The organism is Adhaeribacter aquaticus DSM 16391 (assembly GCF_000473365.1).
In the GTDB taxonomy this organism is placed as follows: domain Bacteria; phylum Bacteroidota; class Bacteroidia; order Cytophagales; family Hymenobacteraceae; genus Adhaeribacter; species Adhaeribacter aquaticus.
Genome location: NZ_KI421517.1, coordinates 4,592,265 through 4,613,713 on the forward strand (window position 1 = coordinate 4,592,265; position 21,449 = coordinate 4,613,713).

General features: G+C 38.1%; 24 protein-coding genes. 9 read left to right on the forward strand and 15 right to left on the reverse strand.

Annotated elements, in window-relative coordinates:
* Positions 1–5: 5 nt before the first annotated feature.
* A complete protein-coding gene (locus ADHAQ_RS0122705) occupies positions 6–473 on the reverse strand; it encodes a type I restriction enzyme HsdR N-terminal domain-containing protein (RefSeq protein ID WP_026464885.1) in 468 nt (155 codons plus the stop codon).
* Between the two features lie 72 nt (positions 474–545).
* On the opposite strand from ADHAQ_RS0122705, the gene ADHAQ_RS0122710 reads away from it, so the two are divergent.
* On the forward strand, positions 546–1,319 hold the full coding sequence (locus ADHAQ_RS0122710) for an AMP nucleosidase (RefSeq protein WP_026464886.1): 774 nt from the start codon (positions 546–548) through the stop codon (positions 1,317–1,319).
* A 104-nt stretch (positions 1,320–1,423) separates the two neighbouring features.
* Here the strand turns inward: ADHAQ_RS0122710 and ADHAQ_RS0122715 are convergent, their stop codons facing one another.
* The 3 genes from ADHAQ_RS0122715 to ADHAQ_RS0122725 all read right to left on the reverse strand — a co-directional run bounded on the left by ADHAQ_RS0122715 (position 1,424) and on the right by ADHAQ_RS0122725 (position 5,659).
* Complete coding sequence (locus ADHAQ_RS0122715; RefSeq protein WP_026464887.1) at positions 1,424–1,744, reverse strand: DMT family transporter; 321 nt, start codon at positions 1,742–1,744, stop codon at positions 1,424–1,426.
* Between the two features lie 105 nt (positions 1,745–1,849).
* Positions 1,850–3,163, reverse strand: coding sequence for an MFS transporter (locus tag ADHAQ_RS0122720; RefSeq protein WP_026464888.1), 1,314 nt, complete (start codon positions 3,161–3,163; stop codon positions 1,850–1,852).
* A gap of 441 nt (positions 3,164–3,604) precedes the next feature.
* The gene (locus ADHAQ_RS0122725; protein WP_026464889.1) at positions 3,605–5,659 is read right to left on the reverse strand and encodes a M3 family metallopeptidase; all 2,055 of its coding nucleotides are present in this window, start codon (positions 5,657–5,659) and stop codon (positions 3,605–3,607) included.
* A gap of 486 nt (positions 5,660–6,145) precedes the next feature.
* On the opposite strand from ADHAQ_RS0122725, the gene ADHAQ_RS0122735 reads away from it, so the two are divergent.
* The 4 genes from ADHAQ_RS0122735 (at position 6,146) to ADHAQ_RS0122745 (ending at position 9,576) form a co-directional block, all read left to right on the forward strand.
* On the forward strand, positions 6,146–6,541 hold the full coding sequence (locus tag ADHAQ_RS0122735; protein WP_026464890.1) for a hypothetical protein: 396 nt from the start codon (positions 6,146–6,148) through the stop codon (positions 6,539–6,541).
* 99 nt (positions 6,542–6,640) lie between these two features.
* Positions 6,641–7,945, forward strand: a complete 1,305-nt coding sequence (locus ADHAQ_RS26815; protein ID WP_034257031.1) for an NAD(P)/FAD-dependent oxidoreductase — start codon at positions 6,641–6,643, stop codon at positions 7,943–7,945.
* 66 nt (positions 7,946–8,011) lie between these two features.
* On the forward strand, positions 8,012–8,206 hold the full coding sequence (locus ADHAQ_RS27715) for a hypothetical protein (RefSeq protein ID WP_245590652.1): 195 nt from the start codon (positions 8,012–8,014) through the stop codon (positions 8,204–8,206).
* Positions 8,207–8,220: 14 nt separating this feature from the next.
* Positions 8,221–9,576, forward strand: a complete 1,356-nt coding sequence (locus ADHAQ_RS0122745; RefSeq protein ID WP_084523954.1) for a 4Fe-4S binding protein — start codon at positions 8,221–8,223, stop codon at positions 9,574–9,576.
* Positions 9,577–9,599: 23 nt separating this feature from the next.
* Here ADHAQ_RS0122745 and ADHAQ_RS0122750 read toward each other — a convergent pair whose 3' ends face one another.
* Both ADHAQ_RS0122750 and ADHAQ_RS0122755 read right to left on the reverse strand, forming a co-directional pair.
* The gene (locus tag ADHAQ_RS0122750) at positions 9,600–10,610 is read right to left on the reverse strand and encodes an alpha/beta fold hydrolase (protein WP_026464892.1); all 1,011 of its coding nucleotides are present in this window, start codon (positions 10,608–10,610) and stop codon (positions 9,600–9,602) included.
* A gap of 40 nt (positions 10,611–10,650) precedes the next feature.
* Positions 10,651–11,100 (reverse strand): peroxiredoxin, encoded by a 450-nt coding sequence (locus ADHAQ_RS0122755; protein ID WP_211240607.1) that lies wholly within the window; start codon positions 11,098–11,100, stop codon positions 10,651–10,653.
* A gap of 128 nt (positions 11,101–11,228) precedes the next feature.
* Between ADHAQ_RS0122755 and ADHAQ_RS0122760 the strand changes: the two genes are divergently transcribed.
* Genes ADHAQ_RS0122760 through ADHAQ_RS26820 form a run of 3 tightly spaced genes read left to right on the forward strand, consistent with a single transcriptional unit; the run spans position 11,229 to position 14,737 of the window.
* The gene (locus ADHAQ_RS0122760) at positions 11,229–11,921 is read left to right on the forward strand and encodes a glycosyltransferase family 2 protein (protein ID WP_026464894.1); all 693 of its coding nucleotides are present in this window, start codon (positions 11,229–11,231) and stop codon (positions 11,919–11,921) included.
* A gap of 12 nt (positions 11,922–11,933) precedes the next feature.
* Complete coding sequence (locus ADHAQ_RS0122765) at positions 11,934–13,403, forward strand: cellulose synthase family protein (RefSeq protein ID WP_026464895.1); 1,470 nt, start codon at positions 11,934–11,936, stop codon at positions 13,401–13,403.
* Between the two features lie 2 nt (positions 13,404–13,405).
* Entirely contained in the window at positions 13,406–14,737 is a 1,332-nt protein-coding gene (locus ADHAQ_RS26820) for an MptA/MptB family glycosyltransferase (protein ID WP_034257033.1), read from the forward strand.
* A gap of 8 nt (positions 14,738–14,745) precedes the next feature.
* Here ADHAQ_RS26820 and ADHAQ_RS0122775 read toward each other — a convergent pair whose 3' ends face one another.
* From ADHAQ_RS0122775 to ADHAQ_RS0122790, 4 genes are all read right to left on the reverse strand, one after another.
* Positions 14,746–15,435: a DUF2461 domain-containing protein gene (locus ADHAQ_RS0122775; RefSeq protein WP_026464896.1), complete on the reverse strand. Its 690-nt coding sequence runs from the start codon at positions 15,433–15,435 to the stop codon at positions 14,746–14,748.
* Positions 15,436–15,513: 78 nt separating this feature from the next.
* Complete coding sequence (locus tag ADHAQ_RS0122780) at positions 15,514–16,380, reverse strand: hypothetical protein (protein ID WP_026464897.1); 867 nt, start codon at positions 16,378–16,380, stop codon at positions 15,514–15,516.
* Positions 16,381–16,457: 77 nt separating this feature from the next.
* A complete protein-coding gene (locus ADHAQ_RS0122785; protein ID WP_026464898.1) occupies positions 16,458–17,318 on the reverse strand; it encodes an anti-sigma factor in 861 nt (286 codons plus the stop codon).
* Position 17,319: 1 nt separating this feature from the next.
* Positions 17,320–17,868 (reverse strand): RNA polymerase sigma factor, encoded by a 549-nt coding sequence (locus ADHAQ_RS0122790; protein WP_026464899.1) that lies wholly within the window; start codon positions 17,866–17,868, stop codon positions 17,320–17,322.
* A gap of 398 nt (positions 17,869–18,266) precedes the next feature.
* On the opposite strand from ADHAQ_RS0122790, the gene ADHAQ_RS0122795 reads away from it, so the two are divergent.
* Positions 18,267–18,479, forward strand: coding sequence for a hypothetical protein (locus ADHAQ_RS0122795; RefSeq protein ID WP_026464900.1), 213 nt, complete (start codon positions 18,267–18,269; stop codon positions 18,477–18,479).
* 41 nt (positions 18,480–18,520) lie between these two features.
* On the opposite strand, the gene ADHAQ_RS0122800 is transcribed toward ADHAQ_RS0122795, so the two are convergent.
* The 5 genes from ADHAQ_RS0122800 to ADHAQ_RS0122820 all read right to left on the reverse strand — a co-directional run bounded on the left by ADHAQ_RS0122800 (position 18,521) and on the right by ADHAQ_RS0122820 (position 21,425).
* The gene (locus ADHAQ_RS0122800) at positions 18,521–19,060 is read right to left on the reverse strand and encodes a GAF domain-containing protein (RefSeq protein ID WP_026464901.1); all 540 of its coding nucleotides are present in this window, start codon (positions 19,058–19,060) and stop codon (positions 18,521–18,523) included.
* 161 nt (positions 19,061–19,221) lie between these two features.
* Positions 19,222–19,431, reverse strand: coding sequence for an exodeoxyribonuclease VII small subunit (xseB, locus tag ADHAQ_RS0122805; protein ID WP_026464902.1), 210 nt, complete (start codon positions 19,429–19,431; stop codon positions 19,222–19,224).
* Positions 19,421–20,788, reverse strand: coding sequence for an exodeoxyribonuclease VII large subunit (gene xseA / locus ADHAQ_RS26825; protein ID WP_051360112.1), 1,368 nt, complete (start codon positions 20,786–20,788; stop codon positions 19,421–19,423). Before xseA ends, xseB begins: the two co-directional genes overlap by 11 nt.
* A 99-nt stretch (positions 20,789–20,887) precedes the next feature.
* Entirely contained in the window at positions 20,888–21,040 is a 153-nt protein-coding gene (locus ADHAQ_RS28240; RefSeq protein WP_157433487.1) for a hypothetical protein, read from the reverse strand.
* 28 nt (positions 21,041–21,068) lie between these two features.
* Positions 21,069–21,425 (reverse strand): hypothetical protein, encoded by a 357-nt coding sequence (locus ADHAQ_RS0122820; RefSeq protein ID WP_026464903.1) that lies wholly within the window; start codon positions 21,423–21,425, stop codon positions 21,069–21,071.
* Positions 21,426–21,449 lie beyond the last annotated feature (24 nt).

Genomic DNA, 21,449 nt, shown 5'->3' on the forward strand with positions numbered 1-21,449 from the left:
TGTATTTAGACCTGATGCGAAAATCCTAAATCAGGATAGGCCGGAATGGCAGATAAGGGTATCATTTGCTGGCTTTGCCAATTTATTTCCCAGCAAAAATGTTCCAGGCCATTAGTTAATACCACAAACCTGGCTCGGATGGTTTTATTATAAGTACTTACCTGTTTAACTACCGCTGCCGTTATAGGAACCGTACTGGCTTTACATTCCACCAACATCAACGCCTGAGCGTCTGTTCCGTAGATACGTATATCTGTTCGCTTAGCTAATTGATTATATACCGTACCCCGCTCTACTGAAATAAGCCCTTTAGGGTATTGCCGGTGTCCTGTTAAATAATTGATAAAATGCTGCCGAACCCATTCTTCGGGCGTCAGAATTACAAATTTTTTACGTATGTTATCGAAAATAAAATGCTGGTCAGCAGATTGCCTGATTTTATATTCATAAGCCGGCAAGTTTAGAAGTTGCATAAAGCAAAGTTACAGGTTTAAATAAAGGTTTACTAAGCCTAAAGAATAGACCAACAGAAATAAAATTTTAAGATGAAAACAAAAGAGGATATTGTTAAAAATTGGCTGCCCCGGTATACCGGAGCGGCTCTAAACGAATTTGGAGAATACATTTTACTTACAAATTTTGTTAATTACATCCACATGTTTGCCGAAAAATATAATGTGGAGGTAAAAGGCCTTGATAAACCCATGCAAACAGCAACGGCCGAAAATATAACCATAATTAACTTTGGTATGGGAAGCCCAATGGCTGCAACCGTTATGGATTTGCTATCGGCCATTAAACCAAAAGCCGCCTTATTTTTAGGCAAATGCGGCGCTATAAAAGACAAAGTTAAACTCGGCGATTTAATTTTACCTATTGCAGCTATCCGAGGCGAAGGTACTTCCAACGACTACCTACCCCCTGAAATTCCGGCTTTGCCTTCTTTCCGTTTACAACGGGCCGTTTCGTCTATGATTAAAAAATATGAAATGGATTACTGGACCGGCACCGTTTATACCACCAACCGGCGCGTATGGGAGCATGATGAAGAATTTAAAGAATACTTAAAAAAGGTACGGGTAACCGGTATAGATATGGAAACGGCTACCATTTTTGTAGTGGGCTTTATGAATAATATTCCGCACGGTGCCCTTTTACTGGTTTCTGATAATCCTATGACACCAGATGGGGTAAAAACAGCTGAAAGCGACCGCAAAGTAACTACTAATTTTGTAGTGAAGCATTTAAACATTGGCATTGAAGCCATGCTGGAGCTTCGGGATTCGGGTGAATCTGTTAAGCACTTGATATATGATTAAAAAGATAAGTAACAACTAACCGGACGAAAATAAAACAGCCAGATGAGATAAATTCAACTGGCTGTTTTATTTAAATTACTTAATAGCAATAGATTAACCTGTTGCTATTGTACCGATACAAGCTTTAATCCTAATATTGATCCAATCAATAAAAAGATAAAAAATACCCGCCAAAAATCTGAAGGTTCATTAAAAAAGAAAATTCCTATAATCACTGTCCCTACCGCTCCTATTCCCGTCCAAACAGCATATCCGGTGCCAATGGGAATGGTTTGAACAGCCTTATTTAACAATAAAAAACTAAGGGTAATGCTGAGGAAAAAGCCGATACTAAATTTTAAATTCGTAAAATTATTAGAAAGTTTTAAGCAGGTAGTAAAAGCTACTTCAAAGCACCCCGCTAATATTAAATAAAACCACGCCACCGTTAACCTTGTTTATATAAGGGGGCAAAATTAACAGAAGTTTTGGCGATATTTACATTTGATTAAGGTAAATCAGGAAAATATATGGTAAAGAGAAATTATCATTTAAGAAATTAGTACCCGCTCTTGCTTAAATTTTTGATCCTTAATGGTCAATAAGCAAATAAGTCCTAGTACAAAAAATACCATCAGGGCCAGCACACTGTTACGCATCGAACCAGTTAGTTGGGCAATTGCCCCATAAGCAAAAGTACCTAATACAATGGCCAGCTTTTCAGTGATATCATAAAAGCTAAAATAAGAAGCAGTGTCTTTTGTATCAGCAGGAATTAATTTACTGTAGGTAGACCGTGATAAGGATTGGATACCGCCCATTACCAAACCAACTGCCGCAGCTAAAGCATAAAAAGGGAATTCGCTATAAATGAAATATGCCCCAATACATATGCCAATCCAAATTACCACCGCAATAGCCAAGGTTTTGATGTTTCCTATTTTTTCTGATAAATAAGCAAAACCGTAAGCACCTAAAATGGCTACTAATTGCAGAATAAGAATAGTAATAATTAGTTTATACGACTCCAGATGCAACTCTTTATCTCCAAAAATGGCAGCCACATTCATCACGGTTTGTACCCCCATACTATAGAAAAAAAAGGAGAGTAAAAAACGCTTTAAAAGACCTAGTTGCTGCACTTGGTTAAAAACCTTTTTTAATTCGTTAAAGCCATTCAAAATCCAATTGTGTTGGTGGGGTTTGGTATGCGTGTATTTAGGTAAGTAAAAGAAGGTATACTGCGCAAAAGCAAACCACCAAATTCCAGTTGTCAAAAAGGCTATCCGGGGAGGAAGGCTTTCATTAGCCGGATCTAAGCCAAATAGGGCGGGCTGTAAAACCAGGGCTAGGTTAAATATTAGTTGTAGTACGCTACCAATATAACCCAGGGCAAACCCACGGGCACTTAATTTATCATACTGGTCTTCTGTGGCAATATCAGGTAAATAAGAATTATAAAAAACAATGCTACCAGTCCACCCCATGGCGGCCAGCATAAATAAAAACATAGAGGTAGTAAAGGTTTCTTTCGTAAAAAAGAATAACCCGGCACAGGATAATGCGCCAATGGTGCAAAAAAATTGCAGGAACAACTTCTTCCGCCCACTATAATCAGCAATAGCAGTCAATAAAGGATTAAGAAAAGCTATTACTAAGTAGGAAAAGGAAATGCTATAGGAAAACAGTACCGACGAGTTTATATTAAACCCTAAAAAGATAATATTATCAGTTCCATCGGCATTACGGGTTACAGCTCCATAATATATGGGGAATATAGTAGAAATAATAACCAGAGAATAAACAGAGTTTGCCCAATCGTAGAAACACCACGCCCGCGTAACTTTAGGAATATTTTTTTCCATTTTTAATTTAGCTAAACCACAATTGGCCGGAAAAATTATTTTAAAACTATAGATTTATTTACAGAAGCAAGCCCTCAGACTCAAAGTCAAAAAAGTCTTCAAAATAAGTAGGTTATAAGCGACCTAAGCCAATATCTAATCCTTTAAAAACAAACCTTCTCAGCTGTCCAGCCAATAAAAAGATCTGACTTATCTTACCAATTTTAAATGCCTTTTGATTCTGCTTTTTAAATTTATCAGCACTTTTCTGTTAATGCCTTACATTTGGCTTTATCCTGAATAATTAGGAAATGCAAACCTTGTTCTTTAAACTTTAAACAGGTAATTATCAGGTAAAATCCTCAGTAAAAAAAAAGATTTAAACACATTAGCCAATTTTACTACTTAAAGAAAAAAGAACAAGGTTTTTTATATTAAATCTTCTTAAACTTTTGAAAAATCTTAAGAGGACATACTTGCTGTTGTTTTTAATAACCCAGTCCGGCGTAACAAAGCCTGTGGCGATGGCTCCTGGCCCCGGAACCGCTTATACAATTGCATAGGATGTTCACTACCGCCCGCCGATAAAACATGTTGACGGAACAAATCACCTGTTTCCCGGTTAAATATACCTTTTTCCTGAAAAAATTCAAAAGTGTCTGCATCCAATACTTCGGCCCATTTGTAGCTATAATATCCGGATGAATATCCCCCTTGAAAAATATGAGAAAAAGAACAACTGGTATTAGTCCCCGGAACTGGTGGTAATAACTCTGTTTCCTGCAGTACCTGCGCTTCAAAAGAGCCAACATCTGTTATAGTAGCCGGATCAGTGGTATGCCAACCCATATCTAACCGGGCTAACCCGATTTGGCGCACGGTAGTGTAACCTGCCATATAATTAGAACTGTCTTTCAACTTTTGAATCAGTTCGGCTGGTAAAAGCTCCCCTGTTTCATAATGCCGCGCAAATAAATCAAGACACTCTTTCTCATATGCCCAATTTTCCATTACCTGCGAGGGTAGCTCAACAAAGTCCCAGTAAACATTTGTACCTGACAAACTGCCGTAAGTACCATTTGCTAATAATCCATGTAAAGCATGGCCAAACTCATGAAACAGCGTTTTTACTTCGTTGAAAGTTAGTAAGGATGGCTTTGTTGACGTTGGTTTGGTAAAATTACAAACTATAGCCACATGCGGTCGTTGTTCCAGGCCACCTAATTTTTTCTGGCCCCGGTAAGCAGTCATCCAGGCGCCATTGCGCTTACCAGCTCTCGGAAAAAAGTCAGCATAAAAAATACCAATATGTTTACCTCCCTCTTCCTCTACTTCAAAAGCTTTTACATCCGGATGATAAACCGGAATGGTGGTATTTTCTTTGAATACTAAGCCGTAAAGCTTTCGAGCAACTTCAAAAACCCCCTTAACCACTTTTTCCAATTGAAAATAAGGTTTTAGAATTTCATCGTCTATGGTGTATTTTTCTTTTTTCAGTTTTTCTGAATAATAAGATAAATCCCATCGCTGTAGTTCGGCTGGTCCATTTTGGGCCAGTGCATATTTTGTTAAGTCTGATAATTCTTCTTGTGCTACAGGTTTAGCATATTGGAAAAGATTTTTCAGAAAATCAAAAACTTTTTCCGGGCTTTCCGCCATGCGTTCCTGTAATACAAAATCAGCATGCGACTTAAAGCCTAGCAACTTAGCCCGTTGGTTCCGCAGGTTAACCATCTCCATAATAATGGACTGGTTATCGTTCTCATCATTTTTAAATGATCGTGAAGCGTAAGCGATGTATAGCTCCTCCCGCAAGTCCCGGTTTTCAGCATAGGTCATAAAAGGAATGTAGCTCGGGAATTGTAAAGTAAATATCCAGCTACCAGCTTTACCTTTTTCCTGCGCAGTTTGGGCAGCTGCCTCCAAAGCACTTTCGGGTAGTCCGGCCAGTTTAGTCGGATCATTTATTTCCAAAGTATAAGCATTGGTTTCGTGCAGCACATGTTCACCAAAAGCCAGAGATAGTTGTGCTAATTTTGCATCAATCTCTCTAAGTTTATTTTTACCATCTTCAGCTAATCCTGCACCATTTCTTACAAATCCTTTATACGTCTTATCAAGTAAAGTTTGCTGCTCGGTATTAAGGACTAAATTACTTTTCTGATTATAAACAGCCTGTACCCGTTTATAAAGCTCTTCATCTAAGGTTATATCATTTGAAAAAGCAGTAAGTAAAGGCGAAATATCCCTGGCTAACTTCTGAATTTCCGGATTGGTTTCAGCAGCATTAAGGTTAAAAAATATGCTGGAAATCCTATCAACCAATTCTCCACTGGCTTCCAAAGCCTCAACTGTATTACTGAAAGTTGGAGCTTCCGGATTATGAACAATTGTAGCTATTTCTTGTTTACCTATTGCTATGGCTTCTTTAATGGCTGGTAAATAATCAACTGTTTCAATTTTATCAAAAGGAACAGTTTGAAAGGGCGTATCAAAAGGATTTAAGAGAATGCTCATACCTCTAATTTTAATTATTTATTACATTTATGCTTTCTTAAGGTTGATAAAGAAACTAGTAGGACCTTTATTCTTTATCGAAAAAAATGAGAATACCTTAAGGAGTTTCAATATTAATAAAATATAAATAACATTAAACGATCCGTTGTTTTAAACATTTATATTTTATTATCTTTAAAACCTCATTTAGTAACCTTACCTACTACCTGCCCAAAATAACTCAGTTTTAAAATATAATTTTTTTTATATATTCTATCAAAAGAAAACTTTTTTCTATATGTAGATTCCAGCCTATATAGCAAATAAATAATTTTACTTAATAATTTTTTTATATAAAAAATCAAATTATTTATACCTATATCGCCTTATTATATTGCATTATTTCAACAAAATAAAATTATAGTTATTCTGTGTAAAATTATTTAAATATATTTACAGCATCTAGTTTCTGATTCCTAAAACAGCACTAACTTTAAACTTACAAGTATGAAAAGATCTGTTCTTACTTTGTGTTTCATTTGCTTTGTAACAGTGGTTACTTTAGCTCAGAATGTTCCATCCTCAACAGAAAAACGGATAAGTTTACTTACCCGGGTTATGGCTTCTGAATTAGGGTTAAATGAAATTGAGTATATGAAGTTAAAATCTCTAAACACAGATCGGCTTATAAAGGCGGATGAACTGGCAGAGTTATATAAGCATGACCATGCTATGTTAGCCCGAAAAATTTACGAATTGGAAACCAGCTATGATCGGAAACTTAAGGCTATGTTAAACCCAAATCAGTTAAATACTTATGCCGCCTACAGGCATAGCCCAGCTTCAGACTTGGCCTTTTCAGATCCCAAAGGTGCCGCCTTATCGGGCAATGCTAAGCAGTAAATAAAAATATTTTCTTAAAATTCTAAAGGCAGCCTAACCGCTGCCTTCTTTTTTTGTTATAGTTTAGGATTCACCTGTAATATTTAAGCTTTACCTAACATGCACGTTGTAGTAATTGGAAATGGCGTAACTGGAATTACAGCGGCAATCACCATTCGCAAACTTTCAGCTACGCATCAGATTACTGTTATTTCTTCTGAGTCTGAACATTTTTTTTCCCGCACTGCCTTAATGTATGTCTATATGGGGCACATGCAGTACCAGCATATCAAACCGTACGAAGATTGGTTTTGGCCTGAAAACAACATAAATCTGCAACAGGGGCAGGTTACCTATATTGATGTGGAGCAAAAACAGGTGCTTTTGGATGATCAAGCCACATTAAACTTTGATAAATTATTGATTGCCACCGGCTCTAAGCCAAATATTTTAAACCTTCCCGGCAAAGAATTAAATGGGGTGCAAGGTTTTTATAGCCTGAACGACCTACAAACTTTAGAGGCAAACTCGAAAGATGTAAACCGGGCAGTATTGGTAGGTGGCGGCTTAATAGGTATAGAACTAGCCGAAATGCTTTATACGCGTTGCATCCCAGTTAGCTTTTTAGTGCGGGAAGAGCATTATTGGGGAAGTGTACTCCCTAAAGAAGAATCCCAAATGATTCAGAGCCACATTCTGGCCCATGGAATTGATTTACACTTAAAAGCAGAGGTCGAGGAAATATTGGGGGATGCTTCTGGAAAGGTAAGTGGCGTCAGAACAAAATCTGGTGAGGTAATACCTTGCCAGCTAGTAGGCTTGGGCATTGGGGTTTTTCCTAACATAGATTTAATCCGGAACTGTGGCATAAAAACCAATAGAGGCATTTTAGTAAATGAATACCTGGAAACTAATATACCTGATATTTTTGCGGCCGGCGATTGTGCGGAACTGGAAAAGCCAGATCAGCAAAAGGTGGTAGAGCAGTTGTGGTATACTGGCCGGATGCAGGGCGAAACAGTAGCTTACAGCATATGCGGCACCAGAAAAAAGTATGAGCGGGGTATATGGTTTAACTCCGCTAAATTTTTTGATATAGAATATCAGACGTATGGTAAAGTTTCTGCCCGGTTAGGGCCCGAAGAAGGAACCTTGTTATGGCAGCACCCAAACCGGAAGAAAAGCATCCGAATCAATTATTTGCTCCACACGCAGGAAGTTATTGGTTTTAATTTATTAGGAATCAGGTACCGGCACGAAGTGTGTGAACGTTGGATAAGAGAAAAGAAAACCCTGGACTTTGTTCTAAAGCACCTAAAAGAAGCTAATTTTGATCCGGAATTTTATCGTCGCTATGAGAAGGAAGTGCTTCGTAAATTTAATGAACAATTTACGGCTACCTTTGCGTTAAAAGATAAAGGCTAATATTATTTGTAGCTTCCATTAGAAAGTACCGTTATGAGACTATCCAAAATCTATAATTTTACGGAAATGAATTCCTACCAGTTTGTTGCGGTAGTCGGAATAATTATGAGTGTAGGAGCTAATTTAATTTTATGGTTCCGAGATACACCCGTTCAAAACTTTTGGGCATTATATGTTTGCTGGAGTATTTTATTTGTTATTGGCGCCATTATAAATTATAACAGCAAGCCTGATGATGGACATCATCATCACCACCATTAGGAACTACATAAAGCATGAGTAACCACCAGGAAAGCTTATCTATTGGATATAATTATCAGGACGAAACCGATACCATACAAAAAGCCGCCCTGGCTTTATTTGCTGTAGGCTTATTGTTATTGGTTCTACCCCTTTTTAGCTTTAACCCAGAAGTAAATACATTTTTTCTTTGGGGTGGCACTACTCTATCTACCCTGGCGCTGCTCTTATATTTCTTCAGAACTTACCAGAAAAGTCATCCGGGGGTCCGCAACAATGGTGTCTGGCTTCGGGGCTCTACCTCTCGCGGGAAAATTGCCTGGGTAACAGCCGTTGTCCTTACTGGTTTTTACATTATTCTTTATTGGTTTCCGCAATATTTAGGCAACCTGATTGAAGCCCTAAACCCTACAAGCCAATGGTTAAGAGGTAAACCAGCAGATCATTGGTTTTTATATGGCTCTTTCTATACGCTGGCTATTCTGGTTATGGGAGTTCGGGCTATTTTAAAATACCGCCACAGCCCATACCAGATCATCCGGACCATTTCCGTCATGCTTTTCCAGTTCCTATTTGCTTACCTCATCCCAGCTTTTCTAATGCTTTTGAATGAGCCCGAATTTTACTTTAGCTACTTCTGGCCATTGAAATACGATTATTTATTTCCAGGAACGTTAGGTTATCTAGCAAAGGAACCAGGAGCTTTAGGCGTTTTTATGGTTTTCTGGTCGGTAATAATATCTTTGATTGGTGTACCTATACTAACTTACTTTTTCGGAAAAAGGTGGTATTGCAGTTGGGTGTGCGGATGTGGCGGGTTAGCTGAAACGGCCGGGGACCCGTATAGGCAATTATCTGATAAATCCAGAAAAGCCTGGAAATATGAGGTTGCTATAATCTACCCTATTTTAGGGTTTATAGTTTTAACAACCCTCCTGCTCTGGTTAAACTCCATGCTGGGTGGTTGGATTTTGGGTAGTTTATCTAATGGGTTTTCTCAAGCCTATGGCTTTTTTATTGGGGCTATTTTCTCCGGCGTAATTGGAGTTGGATTTTACCCGATTATGGGTTCACGGGTATGGTGTCGTTTTGGCTGCCCTATGGCGGCTTATTTAGGTCTATTACAAAAACATTTCTCCCGTTTCCGGATTACTACCAACGGCGGCCAGTGCATTTCCTGCGGAAATTGTTCTACCTATTGCGAAATGGGCATTGATGTTCGCTGGTATGCCCAGCAGGGAAAGCCCATAATCAGGGCCTCCTGCGTAGGCTGTGGCATGTGTGCTACTGTTTGCCCACGGGGTGTTTTAAATTTAGAAACAGGCCCTCAAGAAGGCAGGTATATGCCTACCAATCTTATTTCCCCGGAAAATATCCGAATTTTGAATTAATTATCCGGCCATAGCCGCACCAACTATTTTATAAAATCCAGCAAAGCCCTGTGAAAGGTATCAGTGGCTTCTATATGCGGGATATGCCCCACATTATTTAGCTCTACTAGTTTAGCGCCTTTAATGGCCGCAGCTGTTTTCTTACCCAGCTGCGGATATTGGCCAGCTTTAGCTAATACTTCTTTATCTTTAATTTGAGCTTTTCCTACTACGGTTCTATCTTCTTGCCCAATTATTACCAGAGTAGGTACTTTTACCAACGGGAACTCGTGTACAACGGGCTGCTGATAAATCATATCATAGGTTTGAGCCGAAGCTACGGCCACTTGTAGAAAATCCGGGCTGCGGGTTTGGCCCGCTCCAGCTTTAATCAATTCTTCATACTCAGGTTTCCAGGCGACGTAATAAGTCTTATGGTAATTTCGCATGGATTCTTCAGTAGCTTTTAACTCATTTGCTACTACTTTATCTAGCGGCTGAAATGGAACCAATGCCCGATAATCTTCTAAGCCAATAGGATTTTCTAAAACTAATTTTTGGGTAGATTCCGGATACATCAGCCCAAAACGGGTAGCCAACATTCCGCCCATGGAATGTCCAACCACTATAGCTTTTTTAACTTGCAGCGTATCCAGCAATTTCTTCGTATTAGAGGCCAATTGATGAAAACTATAGTGTAAAGATGCTTTAGTAGATTTCCCAAACCCTACCTGATCCGGCATTATAACCCTAAAGCCATTCTGAGAAAGGAATTGAGCTGTTTTCTGCCAATAGGCCCCGAAAAAATTCTTACCGTGCAACAACACCACTACCGGTGCATTGGCAGCTTTATTGGTTGGAGGCACATCCATATAAGCCATTTTTACCGGTGTTTTCTCTAGTGTAATGTTTAAGAAATGAACCGGGTAAGGGTATTTATAAGTTGTTAGTTCTGCATTGTAAACTTCTTTGCCAGCTGTCTGAGCAGCACCTTTAATCGCATAAAAGTGTAAGGCAACAAAAACAAAAAACCAGTAAAAATTAGTCTTCTTCATAAAGTTTAAAGCTTAGATAAAGTTTATCAATATAACCATATCAAATAGTTTTAAGCACCTCCAAGGCTCCACTAACATGCTCCAACGGTTTCATTAAAGAATTAAAGGCATACCGGACGATGCCGCTTTGGTCTATAACATACGTAACTCTGCCGGGAATAAGCGCTAAAGTTTTAGGCACCTGGTATAGTTTACGTACTTTCCTCGTACTATCACTTAATAACACAAAAGGCAAATTATACTTACTCGAAAACTTATGATGAGATTCCGTATCATCTGAGCTAATACCAACCACTTCTGCTCCCTGCTCCTGAAAAACCTGGTAGAGATCCCGGAAAGAACAGGCTTCGGCGGTACAACCCCGGGTATCATCTTTCGGATAAAAATAAAGCACCACTTTTTTACTTTTCAAAACCTCCGACAACCGAAACGGCGTTTTATCAGGTTTTAATAATTCGAAATCGGGGGCATTATCTCCTACTGCTAACATAATGGCTGGTATTTGTTTTGAATAAATTGATTATTGATTGGCTCTTTAAACTGAACCGACTTTACTTTGTTTTACTTTTTATTAAACCTCGGCAAAAATGAGCAACTTTGCTGAATAATTTTAGCTGCATGCCTTTAATAAATGTTATTATTCCTGCTTATAACGAAGAAAAATCCATTCAGAAGGTAATTGCAGATATACCCGCTGGTTTGGTTGCAGACATTATTGTGGTAGATAATAATTCTACTGATAATACTTTTGAGGAGGCAAAAAGAGCAGGGGCTACGGTAATTAAAGAAAACAAACAAGGGTATGGTCAGGCTTGTTTAACCGGTATTGCATTTGCACTGGCAAAACCAGCAGACCAAAAGCCCGATATTCTTGTTTTTTTAGACGGTGATTATTCCGATCACCCTGAAGAAATACCTAAACTCCTTAGTCCAATTCTGAACAACCAAGCAGATTTCGTTATTGGATCCCGCGCCTTAGGTAACCGGGAACCCGGTGCTATGTTACCGCAGCAAATTTTCGGCAATTGGCTAGCTACTACCCTGCTCCGACTTTTCTATGGTGCCAGTTTCACTGATTTGGGTCCGTTCCGAGCTATCAAAACAGATAAACTGGTACAATTAAAAATGCAGGACCAGACGTATGGCTGGACCGTAGAAATGCAATTAAAAGCTGCCAAATATAAGCTTATAAGTACAGAAGTACCCGTGACTTATCGCAAACGAATTGGTTACTCAAAAATATCGGGCACGGTTAGCGGTACCTTGAAGGCTGGCTATAAAATTATTCTTACAATCTTCCGATATTTATAGTCAGGAAGTGCTATGGAGATTTTTGAAACCATTATTTTAATAATTTACGGGCTCAACATTAGCTTTATCTTTTGCTACAGCCTTATTCAGTTACAACTATGCTGGCTTTACTTGAAAGCTAAAAAATCAAGCCCCCCCTCTTTACCAACTAAACCAACGGTTTGGCCTGCTGTAACCGTTCAACTGCCGCTTTACAATGAGCTTTATGTGGTGGAAAGGCTTTTAGAGACGGTGCTGGCTTTTGATTATCCGGCTGAAAAATTACAGGTGCAGGTGTTAGATGATTCCACTGATAACACCACAACACTCATTGCTGAAAAGGCTACTCTTTTTAAAACTCGAGGGATAGATTTTGCTCATATCCGGAGACCGGACAGAAGCGGTTTTAAAGCCGGAGCATTGCAGTACGGATTACAAACTTCCACCGGGGAGTTTATAGCTATATTTGATGCCGATTTTTTACCTACTCCTGATTTCCTGAAACAGACAATTTCAGCATTTAATCATCCTGCAATAGGAGTAGTTCAAACGCGTTGGGGACATATAAATCAAAACTATAACTGGTTAACCAAATTGCAGGCCTTTGGCTTAAATGCCCATTTTACAGTTGAACAAACGGGCAGATCAGTTGGCGGGCATTTTATAAATTTTAACGGCACTGGTGGCGTCTGGCGAAAAAGCAGCATACTTGATGCCGGAGGCTGGGAAGCCGACACTCTAACCGAAGATCTGGATTTAAGCTACCGGGCTCAACTGCGCAACTGGCAATTTAAATACCTGGAAAATATTGAAGCGCCAGCTGAACTACCGGTAACTATGCCGGCTTTAAAATCCCAGCAATTCCGCTGGACCAAAGGCGCAGCCGAAACTGCGCGTAAGAATTTAGGAAAAGTGCTTTCCTCTAATAAAAGCTTTTTCACTAAACTTAATGCCATATTCCATTTACTCAATAGTAGTATATTTATTGCCGTGCTACTTTCTGCATTACTAAGCATTCCTCTTTTGGCTTTCAAAACTTCTTTCTCTTTTGGAGGTGCTTTTTTCCAATCCAAAAGTGCCTTTATAGTAAGTTTAACTGCCATCTTTTCATTTTATTGGATTTCTTACCGCCAACTCAGCACCCCATCCCTTAAAACAGCCTTAGCTTTCTTCCCACAGTTTGTGCTATTCCTGTGTTTATCTATGGGGCTTTCGTTGCACAATTCCATTGCAGTTGCCGAAGGTTATTTTGGAATAAAAACGCCCTTTATTCGTACCCCTAAGTTTAATATTGTTACCCAAAAGGATTCCTGGCATAACCGGTTATATACCGTAAAAAGAATTCCACCACTTTCTTATTTAGAAGCTTTGCTTTGTTTTTACTTTTTATTTGGCATATATCTGGCTTTTAAAACCCAAACCTTTGGTATGTTGCCCTTTCATAGTATGCTTAGCTTTGGTTTTGGAGCAATTTTTTACTACTCTGTTAAGCATAGCCGGTAACAATGGAAAGTAAGTTAGTAGTAAAAGCAGGTATAATAGCATTCACTACAGCTATAGGATATGTTCTTATAGGCTACTTTACCCAGCGCACTCAATTTGTACAACTCCTACTGCTGCATTCTTTTGTTTTTGGTCTTTATTTGTGGCTGGTAAAACTACCTATTACTTATAAATCAGGTTTATTTCTGGCCTTATTCTTCCGGTCCATCTTTTTATTCGCTACTCCTGCGCTTTCCGATGATTTTTACCGGTTTATTTGGGATGGGACTTTAGTAGCTAATGGACAGAATCCTTTTCTGCATTTGCCCAGTTACTATGCCGAAAACCAATTTGCTCCTCCGGGTCTAACGCCCTTTTTATTTCAGAAACTTAATTCCCCTGATTACTTTTCAGTTTATCCACCTGTCTGCCAGTTTATATTTGGGGTGGCTAATGCTATTGGCGGAGATTCTATTTGGTTAAATTGCCTGGTTATGCGGCTTTTTATATTTGCCGCCGAGACAGGCTCATTATTTTTAATGCTTAAGCTACTGCCTCTGGTTAAGCTTCCGGTTAAACAAATTTGGTGGTATGCTTTTAATCCCCTGGTAATTGTAGAATTAACCGGGAACCTTCATTTTGAGGGTATCTTAATTTTCTTTTTGCTACTTAGTCTATTCTTGCTTCTCAAAAATAAAAGAGCTCTTTCGGCCATTGCCTTTGCATTGGCAGTTGCCGTAAAATTATGGCCTCTCATGTTTCTGCCGTTTCTTTTAAAAAGTTTAAAAATAAAAGCTTTTCTTTTTTACGCCACTATAGTGGGCTTCCTTCTTACATTGCTGTTTGCACCTTTTCTTTCCATACAGCTGCTTCATAATATACTAAATAGTGTAAACCTGTATTTTCAGAAATTTGAATTTAATGCCAGTGTATATTATGTATTGCGGTGGCTGGGCTACCATTGGCGGGGTTATAATGAAATTGCTTATATAGGCCGATTTTTATCTCTTGCTACTTTTATTGGAATAATAACGTTAGCCTTTAAACGCTCCAGCTTAATACCTCAGCAGCTTCCATATTTTTTTACGCTTGCTGTTTCTATTTATTTATTTCTGGCTACCATTGTACATCCCTGGTACATTACACCATTAGTAGCCCTTGCCACCTGCACTCACTGGCGCTATCCAATTGTGTGGTCAGGCGTTGTAATAGTTTCTTATGCAACGTATACAACACAATTGTATAAAGAAAACCTATACCTGGTAGCATTGGAATACTTTATTGTTTTTACCGTGCTTTTTCTGGAAACCCGGAAAGTAATTAATTTAGATAAAGATGTTATTGCTAACCAATAAACGCTGTCTTACTCCAGCGCTCCGTTTACCTCCCGAATTGCCCGCATAAAAAACTCTTTTAAAGGTTTAGAGAGTTTTATAGCTTTTATACATTCGTCCAAAAAGCCATCGGAGGTAACCAATTTATCCGGTAAGGGCCGGGAAACCATCCAACTTTTATGGCGCAAATAGGTAATGGCCGGATTATCGGCGTCATACCCTTTAGGAGTAGTTTTTAATTTCTCTCCCGCTAACTCTCCAAAATAGTCGTAAAACTCCTGGTCTTTCACGACCTTCTCAAATTCACCTAAGTTATAGTCTATTTCCTGGCGTACTACCTTTAAAGGAGATGCCGGCGGCAGCCATAACCCACAGGCAATAAAAGACTTATTATCAGGGCAAATATGCAAGTAATAACCTGGGTTAATAGATTTACGACCTCCTTCAGCTAGGAAAGCACCAAAATGATTTTTGAAAGGATCTTTGTTCAGTGAAAAACGGATATCGCGGTAAATCCTAAAAACCAGATCTTTTCCTTGTTGTTTAGCCGCAATGGGTTCAAATTTTGCTGCCTCCTGTAATAAGCTATCTAGAAACTGAATATGATCCTTTCGGGCAGCTTCGTACTTGCTTTTATGCTCGGCAAACCATTCCCGGGTATTATTCTTTTGTAATTCAGAAATAAATTGTAAGGTAGATTTCTCTAAATGCTTTTTCATTTTTCAGTAGAAACTTAATAAGGCAGGTTAAACAAACTAAAAATAAATAATCCTACTCTTTCCGCCCTACTTCTTAAACTAATGTTGCCAGTAAGCGTTACGTTTTATTTCTTTTAGTTTTAAATTTCTGTTGTCCCAGGTTTTCTGGCTTATTAAAACATTAGGATAGGCCGTAGCAAACAGGTAAGTATTTAGCTTCTTATCATCTAGTTGCAAGTTTACCTGCCAGGCGGAATCTCCGGATTCTGTTGTAACTGCACTTATCTTAAAATTTGCCTGATAAATGGTAGGTTTAGTTGCTTTATTGGTTTGTAACCATTCGGCCACCTTTGCAGAAAAACTTACCCCCTTTTCAAACTTTAGTGTTCGTAAGGTATAGACCAATTGGTCTTCTAAAAGTAAATCAGCGCTTAAGCTTATTTGCCCCTCCCCCTGATTATCCCAGTAGGAATTAAAACTATATTTTAACTGATTCCCCTTTTTGGTAATAGCCTTGAAAGTATTCCCGCACCACTCCTGCGATGAAATAGTTGCTTTATGGATACTAACTGGATTGTCGCGTTTGAAAAATAAAGAGCTTAGGAAATGGTAAGGATAATTGGCTGTTTCTATCCGGCAAAACTGATTTACTTTTATAACCGGGAATAAGTCTTTCCGTTTATAATCATCTGTTTTAACATTGAATTCTTCATTAAAATCCTCCTTAACCGTTATTAAAACAAAATCAAAGGTGCGGACTTTATTATATATTATTCTTTCTGCCGAGTAAGTAGCCACTTCCGCTAAACCGTCATCCCAGAATTTATTTAATGCCCAATCCTTTTGAAAATAATTACCTGAATCCTCACCAGATACATTTACTGCTTTATCACCTCTGTTGGCACAACCCACTACGCCCCCAATTACCATTAAAACAATAAATAGTACCCTGAGAAATAAAGTCATATTTAGAGATTAGCAGGCCATAAATAAGCAAGGAGTACTAAAAAACTGAAAGGCAGATGAAGATAATTAGGTTAAACTTAGATTTTACCCATGACAAACATTTCTTCCATTGTTGGATTTACACTTCCGCCCATAGGCTCCAGCGTTATAGCAAAGGCCTGAGCTTCCTCTATGTTCTTCATAAGTTGAATAGAATTGAAAGCTTCTAATTCATCTAAAAGTCCGGCATCAATGGGATTACCATCTACCAAAGCCCAAAGCTGGTATTGTCTATCTTTAGGAGGCTCTGGCAAGTTATTTACAGCTAATAACACATTCTTAGTTGGCTTATGCCAGTAAATGGTTACTTTAGAAGCCGGCGACTTTTCTACTCCATTTAACTCTACCCGGGCAGTATGAGGATCTTTTAACAAGGCAACTGTTTCGCTATTTTGATTAAGCTTTAATTGCACCCGCTCCAGATTTTGTGCGTATTGCTGCTGACTGGCAACAGCAACCTGCAAACTTTGCTCAGCTCTTTTCCAGTTATTATAAAAGTAAATGGTTAACACATTACTTAAAACCAGTAAGGCGACAGCGGCGGCTGCTAACCATCGGTAGGTCGGGGTGTTTTTTACCTGACTTGAATTACCGAAGGGAATTATTTTAGCTTCTTCCTGTCCTAAAGAGGACTCTTCTCTAAACTTAGGTTCAAGCTCTTCCGAAGATGCCATTTGCGCTTTAACTGACCCTAAAACTTTAGCTTTCAGGTCTGCTGGTGGCGTTACAGCATGAATAGTGGCATAAGCATCAAGGGTATCCAGAACCTCGTCTAATGCTGCTTTCACTTCCGGATATTGACGCGCCATATCCTCTACCTCTGCTTTTTCAGCAGTTGTAACAACACCGGCGGCATACAGCTCCAATATTCCGGAAGATATGTATTCTCTAATATCCAATTTAACTTAATAGTTTAGTAAGTACTTTCATGGCGGCACGAGCCCGGGTTTTAACCGTTCCCAGCGGAATATCCAACTCCTCCGATATTTCACTCTGGGAATATCCATCAAAATACATCATATCAATAATTTTCTTTTGGTCCGGGTTTAGCTTATCAACGATTTCTTTTATTCCTACATGTTCGGGAACTATGTTGTAAGAAGATTGTAAATGGTTTACCGGGCTATCCTCGATTGCATTTGTTTTAGAACTTACGCGATATTCGCGCGACCGGATTTTATCGATAGATGAATTTCTGGCTATATTTATCATCCAGGTGAACAACCTGCCTTTATCTTCCTGATATTGCGCAAAAGAAGACCAAATCTTCACAAAAGTTTCCTGCATTACATCTTCTGCAACCTCTTCTTTCTTTACAATCCTTAAAATTACCCCATATAAAGCAGCGGCATAATTATCATAAAGAAGGGTCATGGCAGATTCATCTTGTTCGCGTAAACGGCGGATTAAATCTTCTTCTGAAACAGTTATTTTAAATACCGGAGTCAATTTATTTTTTTATAAAAACTGTCGCTAATATAAGGAATATTTATACTTACTATACCTAATTAAAATACCATTACTGGAAAACTTATCTTTAAGATTAACTATTTTTCATTTTTCTTAAAAATCTTCAATAATTCTTCTTTAATACAAGGTCAATAATTTCCGAAATCGATAATACTTGCCTTTTTTACTTTAGAAAATTTACTCGAACCCAAATGAAAATTTAACTTTTACTTTTTCAATAAAAGTATTTGACTTTCATATGATATAGTAAAATTTAAAATTTTTTAAAAAAGCATTTTGGAAAAGGAACAAATTTAATATTTTACAAGTTTTACCCAAATTATTAGTTATCGTAAAAAAGAAAACCTATTTTAGTTTAGGCGTTAAAATATAATTAGATGGCTTTTTCCCTAGCGGAATTTGAAAATTTTAAAGGTCAAATAAATACAATAGAAGACTGTGAGAAAAAAATCAAAGTTCTAAAAGATTTGTTTGATAAAGAAGAAGATGATTTGGAAAGGTTGGAGTTAAATAAATACATTTTGAGGCTTCAAACCCGATTAGCAGCACTCCGTATTGATTCTATCAACGAAATTTTCAAACAGGAGTAAAGTTCTGTTCTTTTAGTTACTTAACTCAAATAGCTTAAATTTTAATAGGTCAGTTCGTCCAGAGATTGGGGAAAAAATAATTCTTTTTCAATTCGGGGCATAACAGCATTTATTACAGCCTCCACAAAACCGCCTCTTTCAATAATTCGATGATGAAATAAGGCAATTAAGCCATTGGTCCTATCGTCTTTATCAACTAAGGGTACTCCAATAAAACTTTCTACTTTAAATTTCTTAAGAAGCGTATCCTCCGGAAAAATATTTAGAGCGCCAACCGGTACATAACTAAAATTAGAATCTGTAAAACAGGCACTTAATAGACCGGAAATTCTATACACAGAATTTTTAAGTTTTTTACCAGATTTATAGAAGGATTCTGTTTCCAGTTTATCCAATTGGCCATTGGGGAAGCGGGCAATTAAAATATAATCTACTCCTAGAATTTGGTATAAATAACTACAGACATCGTGCAAAAAATTAGCTTCGGTATAAGTTTCCACAAAAGCAATGGTATCATCCAACTGCTTTTTCTCATCTTCTGTCCAGGCGGTATGTAATAAAGATGTAGAAAAGCTTTTCATTTTTATATGCCGTTATCCAACAGATAAATTTAATCCGGAAGCTCTATATACGAGATAGTCTGGGCAAATCCTTGTATTAAAAAAGCTTAATATATAATTATTAAGCTTTTTCTAGGACATAAAAAAAATACCTTACAAAATATTGGTTACCAGTCAGTTCTTTACAAGTCAGATTTATCTTCTAACTGCGAAATAATTTTTTTAACTTCAGAATCAGTAGAAGTAAGTTTAGATTGACAGTATTGGATTAATTCTGACGCCCGTTTAACCTTTTGTGCTAATTCATCAATAGGAATACTTTCACTTTCCAACCGCGAAATAATATCGGTTAGTTCGTCTAAAGCTTCCTGGTAGGTTAAATTAGTTATCATCTGAGAATTTCTTTTTATAAGTTATCTGGCTTTCAATTTCGCCGGAATACAAACGTGTGGTAATGGGAGCCTTCACGTCGACCTGATTTACTTCTGTAATGGGTCGGCCGTTCTGGTAAACCAGGGCATACCCCCTTTTAAGTACGTTAGCCGGATCTAAATGCACCAGAGTATTTGTAAAATGCTGCAGTTTAAATTGCTCTGATTTTAATCGATTTTCAGAATTACACTGCAGGTTAAACTTTATTTTTAGAAGGTTTACATTTTCCTTTTGCAGGCGCTTGGCAGCAACATAAATAGCCGTATTCATTTGGGCCTTTAAAAACTGTTTTTCCTGGTTTAACAAATCTTTTGATTCTGAAATTAGGGTTGTTCTTAAAGTATTCAGAACCAGTTCCTGAGAAATTATAATTTCGTTGGTTTTCAGAATTAATTGTTTCTGTAAATACTGAAGCTTTTCCGCAAACGAGCGGTTATGGCTTATAATGGTTGCCGCCGCCTTAGTAGGAGTTTTTGTTTTAAGCCGGGCCATTAAATCGCAAACAGATTCGTTTTTCTCGTGGCCAATACCGGTAATAATAGGGATGGGAAAACGCGCTACAGCTCTGGAAAGTAAATAAGTATCAAAGGCCTGGAAATCTAACTGGCTACCCCCTCCTCTAACCAATACCACAGCATCGTATTTTATGCCCGATTCATATATGCGAACTAATTGCTTATAAATTTCTTTATGGGCATCAACTCCTTGTACCGGGGCAAAGTATTCGTCTACTTCAAAAGTGTAGTTATGCCGGTTAAAGATCAGCTCGTGCATAAAATCTGCATACCCATCCGCCTGGGCCGAAGAAATCAAAGCTATATGCTGAATAACGGGGGGAAATTTTAACTGTTTGTTACTGGTAATATATTCCCCGTTTACCTCCCGGATATGTTGAGGATTATCGTCTAAAAGCTTTTGTAAAACGGCCTGTTTAGAAAGCGCTAGCTTTCCAATGGTATAATTACAATCAATGTCTTCAATTTCCAGCGATAATCCATAAAGCACATGGTAATGCACTTTAACTTTTAAAAGTAGCTGAATATTATCTTTAAATACCTGACCGGTTGTTTCTTCAAAAAACTGTATGCATTTGTAGCTGTTTCCCCAAATACGGGCCCTCATGGATGCTTTTACCGTATTAGTACTATCACATTTCTCAATAAGAGTTAGGTAGCACTGATTTTTAGCGGGGTAATGAGAAATACCCATTGTTTCGGCAATAACTCCAAACTGCTGATCCCGAAAAGCATCTTCTAACCTTACCTGTATAAGTTGGTTAAGTTCAGATAAGCGTATGGGAGAAGCGGCTGTTTGCATGTTTACAAAAATAACGCTTTTTTAGGTTTATTCTTATATTAGCTCCAGTTAAACAAAAAAGGCAGCTTAAAGCTGCCTTTTTATTTTTATTCCTTTTTATTAGTTAGAATCCTGAGCACGCTCAGCATATTCTTCCCGATTAGCACGTTTGTGCGCCGCATCCTCTTCAGGGTCTGTTTTCGGATTAGCATCACAAGCCTGTACTAACAGCGAACTACCTAATAAAAACATCATCCAGATCTTTTTTTTCATAACAAGCAGAAAAGATTAATATTTATAATTATTGTTTAATTTGTTTATTTACTGTTGTTCTGCTTTGAGAAGTATTTGCTTCACCTCTGGTATTAGAATTTCCTACCCGTTGCTGCGTTTTCTCGGCAGCTGAAGCAGCATCTGTTTCTCCTACTGCACCCGGGTTATGCATACTATCGCCTGTTATTGCGTTATTCATGGTGCCCCCATTGTTACTGGACTCAGCCCCTCTTTCCGAGTCATCTACTTGTCCGCCACCAGTTTGCCGATCGTCTTGCAGGCCACTTTCACTAGCCCCATAACCTTCCTGGGTATTAGACGTTTCCTGGCAACCAAACCCCCAAAGCAGGAGCGAAAATACAAGAATATGCGCTATTTTTTTCATAGTTTTATAATTTAATTTTAAGGT

Bases quoted from the DNA above. Each gene is read 5' to 3' on its own strand.
- ADHAQ_RS0122705 (WP_026464885.1), bottom strand. From the start codon at position 473: ATGCAACTTCTAAACTTGCCGGCTTATGAATATAAAATCAGGCAATCT.
- ADHAQ_RS0122710 (WP_026464886.1), top strand. From the start codon at position 546: ATGAAAACAAAAGAGGATATTGTTAAAAATTGGCTGCCCCGGTATACC.
- ADHAQ_RS0122720 (WP_026464888.1), bottom strand. From the start codon at position 3,163: ATGGAAAAAAATATTCCTAAAGTTACGCGGGCGTGGTGTTTCTACGAT.
- ADHAQ_RS0122725 (WP_026464889.1), bottom strand. From the start codon at position 5,659: ATGAGCATTCTCTTAAATCCTTTTGATACGCCCTTTCAAACTGTTCCT.
- ADHAQ_RS0122735 (WP_026464890.1), top strand. From the start codon at position 6,146: ATGAAAAGATCTGTTCTTACTTTGTGTTTCATTTGCTTTGTAACAGTG.
- ADHAQ_RS26815 (WP_034257031.1), top strand. From the start codon at position 6,641: ATGCACGTTGTAGTAATTGGAAATGGCGTAACTGGAATTACAGCGGCA.
- ADHAQ_RS27715 (WP_245590652.1), top strand. From the start codon at position 8,012: ATGAATTCCTACCAGTTTGTTGCGGTAGTCGGAATAATTATGAGTGTA.
- ADHAQ_RS0122745 (WP_084523954.1), top strand. From the start codon at position 8,221: ATGAGTAACCACCAGGAAAGCTTATCTATTGGATATAATTATCAGGAC.
- ADHAQ_RS0122750 (WP_026464892.1), bottom strand. From the start codon at position 10,610: ATGAAGAAGACTAATTTTTACTGGTTTTTTGTTTTTGTTGCCTTACAC.
- ADHAQ_RS0122755 (WP_211240607.1), bottom strand. From the start codon at position 11,100: ATGTTAGCAGTAGGAGATAATGCCCCCGATTTCGAATTATTAAAACCT.
- ADHAQ_RS0122760 (WP_026464894.1), top strand. From the start codon at position 11,229: ATGCCTTTAATAAATGTTATTATTCCTGCTTATAACGAAGAAAAATCC.
- ADHAQ_RS0122765 (WP_026464895.1), top strand. From the start codon at position 11,934: ATGGAGATTTTTGAAACCATTATTTTAATAATTTACGGGCTCAACATT.
- ADHAQ_RS26820 (WP_034257033.1), top strand. From the start codon at position 13,406: ATGGAAAGTAAGTTAGTAGTAAAAGCAGGTATAATAGCATTCACTACA.
- ADHAQ_RS0122775 (WP_026464896.1), bottom strand. From the start codon at position 15,435: ATGAAAAAGCATTTAGAGAAATCTACCTTACAATTTATTTCTGAATTA.
- ADHAQ_RS0122780 (WP_026464897.1), bottom strand. From the start codon at position 16,380: ATGACTTTATTTCTCAGGGTACTATTTATTGTTTTAATGGTAATTGGG.
- ADHAQ_RS0122795 (WP_026464900.1), top strand. From the start codon at position 18,267: ATGGCTTTTTCCCTAGCGGAATTTGAAAATTTTAAAGGTCAAATAAAT.
- ADHAQ_RS0122800 (WP_026464901.1), bottom strand. From the start codon at position 19,060: ATGAAAAGCTTTTCTACATCTTTATTACATACCGCCTGGACAGAAGAT.
- xseB (WP_026464902.1), bottom strand. From the start codon at position 19,431: ATGATAACTAATTTAACCTACCAGGAAGCTTTAGACGAACTAACCGAT.
- xseA (WP_051360112.1), bottom strand. From the start codon at position 20,788: ATGCAAACAGCCGCTTCTCCCATACGCTTATCTGAACTTAACCAACTT.
- ADHAQ_RS28240 (WP_157433487.1), bottom strand. From the start codon at position 21,040: ATGAAAAAAAAGATCTGGATGATGTTTTTATTAGGTAGTTCGCTGTTA.
- ADHAQ_RS0122820 (WP_026464903.1), bottom strand. From the start codon at position 21,425: ATGAAAAAAATAGCGCATATTCTTGTATTTTCGCTCCTGCTTTGGGGG.